Genomic DNA, 2,627 nt, shown 5'->3' with positions numbered 1-2,627 from the left:
GAAGGGGATGCGCCGTGGGATGGGCCGGAGGCGGAAGCCTTATTCAAAGCCCTCCTCAGCGAAACTTAACTGGCATCCTTTTTGCTGCCCCGCTAGCATCGCGGCCCACTGCGGGTAAAAGACTAGGAGTTGTAGGAATGAGCATTCGTAAGCTGACGGAAACGGTCCAAAGCCTGTTTTCCTCCAAGACCGACGCCAATGCGCAGGCCAGCAGCAGCCTTATCCCGCAATCGAGCAGCGCGCTTGTCGATAGCAATGTTACCAGCACGCCGACCGGCAAAAGCTTCCGCGATTATGTGAAATCGACGACCGAGCAGACTGGCACCCAGAAGCTTGGCGATATCGCCATGAGTGAATCCTACGGCAGCGCTTTTGCCGCCCAGATTATCGCCGCCCGCACGGAAGATGTTAGCAAGGTTCAAACCGAAGTTGATAAGCGCCAAGCCGCCTTCGACCGTGACCTGAAGCAGGTGATGACGGATAACGGCCTGGACGCGACCACGATTCCCACCCTGGACGTGAACGAGCGCGGGCGCATCACGGTGACGAATTACAAAGACGCGACAAAGCTTGAAACGGTGCTGAACAGCACCCCCGGCGTTGCCGAAGCGCTGGATGAACTCAGCACGGCCAAAGTAGCGCTCGCCCAGTTGAAGGCCCAGGCCGCCGGGCTTGTGAGCACCGGCCCTGGCTTCTCGGTGAGTTTCGACGGCGCCCGCGCCCAGCTTGCGGCGGAAAAAGCGATTACGGGGCTCGGCACCCATCAAGCCACCGCCCCGACGCAAAAGACCGAAGCCTAACTTTCCACCGCGACAGGCCGCCCCCTGGACAAGTGCCGGGGGCGGGACCAGTATCCCTGGCATGGCAAAGACACCCTCGCCCGCCGGGGCGGCTGACCGGCACGATATTCTGATTTTGGGGGGCGGCCTCGTCGGCGCGTCCCTCGCCATTGCCCTCGGGCAAGCGGGCTTGCGCGTCGCGCTCATAGACCGCGACACCCCCGCCGATCAAGCCCAGGATAGTTTTGACGGGCGCGGCTCCGCCGTGTCGCTGGCGTCCAAACGCGTTCTGGTCGGCCTCGGCGTCTGGGATGCCATTGTCGAAAAAGGCCCGATCCTCGATATTCGCGTGTCGGACGGCCCGTCGCGCCTGCATCTGCATTACGATCACCGCACGGTCGGCGACGAGCCGATGGGCTGGATTATCGAAAACCGCTTTCTGCGCCGGGCGCTGCATAAGATCGTCGCGCAAACCCCGAATGTCGATTGGCTGGCCCCCGCCCGCACGACGGGTTATGAGCGCGGCCCTGGCTGGGTCGGCCTCACGCTGGAGGATGGCCGCAGTCTTCGCGCACCGCTGCTGGTCGGCGCGGAAGGCCGCAGCAGCCCGACGCGCGACTGGGCCGGGATTACCGTGCGCCGTGTCGAGTATCACCAAACCGGCATCGTTTGCGCCGTGGAGCACGAAAAGCCGCACCAGGGCATCGCCCACGAACGCTTCCTGCCCATCGGCCCGCTCGCCCTGCTGCCGCTAGAGCACCCGAACCGCTCCTCGGTGGTCTGGACCGAAGACCCGGCGAAAGTACCGGGCTTCCTCGCGCTGTCGGACGAAGATTTCGCTTACGAGATCGAACGCCGCTTCGGCCCCTGGCTGGGGAAAATGCGGATGGTGGGGCCGCGCTGGAACTACCCGCTGACCGCGCTGATGGCGAACCGTTTCTACGGCGACCGCATTGTGCTGGCGGGCGATTCCGCCCACGGCGTCCACCCGATTGCGGGCCAGGGCGTCAACCTCGGCTGGCGCGACGTGGCGGCCTTGGCCGAACTGCTGGTGGACGCGGCCCGCACCGGCACCGACCTCGGCTCCCCCGCCCTGCTCGCCCGCTATGAAGCCTGGCGCAAGCCCGATTGCGTCGGCATGCTCGCCGCGACCGACGTGCTGAACCGCCTGTTCGCCACCGACTTCCCGCCGGTCCGCCTCGCGCGCGATGTGGGGCTTGCCGTGGTCAACCGGATCGAACCGCTGAAGCGCGTTCTGATTCGGCAGGCGATGGGCGTATTAGGGAATCAGCCGAAGCTGGTGCGGGGCGAGCGGGTTTAACCCGCTCCCTCATCCCAAAACCAGCAGCCGCTTCACCGCCCACCCGGCCCCAAACAGGCCGAACCCGAGCAGCAGGAACGACGCGCCCAACAAAAGATGCCCGTGAAATTTCGGGCGGATCAGGCGGCGGACGGCATAGGCGAAGCCGCTGAGCGCCGTGAATACGAGAAACAGCCAGATCCCGCCCAAAAGCGCCAGACTCTCACCGGGCGTCGGCAGAACATCCAAAAACTGCGGCAGAAACGACGAGAAAAAAACCAAATACTTCGGGTTGGAAATCGCAACGACAAACCCCTGCCCGATCCCCGCCTGAACCGGCAGCGCCCCCGCAAGATCGGCCCGCTGCGCCCGCATCCGCCGGATCATCCCCACGGCAAGCCAAACGAGATAAAGGCAGCCCGCAAGCTGAGCGCTCGCAAACGCCGCCGGGTGCAGGCTGAAAACCCCATTCACCAGCAGCGCTGTTGCTAAAATCAACACCAAGGACGCCGCCGCCGCCGCACGAGGATCACCCCCCCCGCCAGCAG

Annotated in this window: 3 protein-coding genes; 2 read left to right on the top strand and 1 reads right to left on the bottom strand. The window is 64.7% G+C overall.

All coding sequences use genetic code 11. From position 1 onward, the window contains the following. Positions 1-137 precede the first annotated feature (137 nt). Both ACIQ36_RS19870 and ACIQ36_RS19865 read left to right on the top strand, forming a co-directional pair. Positions 138-800 carry a hypothetical protein gene (locus ACIQ36_RS19870; RefSeq protein ID WP_395832592.1) on the top strand — a complete coding sequence of 221 codons (663 nt, stop codon included), beginning with the start codon at positions 138-140 and terminating at the stop codon, positions 798-800. Between the two features lie 61 nt (positions 801-861). Next, positions 862-2,100: a UbiH/UbiF/VisC/COQ6 family ubiquinone biosynthesis hydroxylase gene (locus ACIQ36_RS19865; RefSeq protein WP_395832590.1), complete on the top strand. Its 1,239-nt coding sequence runs from the start codon at positions 862-864 to the stop codon at positions 2,098-2,100. Positions 2,101-2,109: 9 nt separating this feature from the next. Here the strand turns inward: ACIQ36_RS19865 and ACIQ36_RS19860 are convergent. Next, a partial coding sequence (locus ACIQ36_RS19860; RefSeq protein WP_395832588.1) for a LysE family translocator occupies positions 2,110-2,627 on the bottom strand: 518 nt, incomplete at its 5' end.

This window comes from Elstera sp., from assembly GCF_044372965.1.
GTDB lineage: Bacteria > Pseudomonadota > Alphaproteobacteria > Elsterales > Elsteraceae > Elstera.
This window is presented reverse-complemented; position numbering and strand designations above follow the sequence as displayed.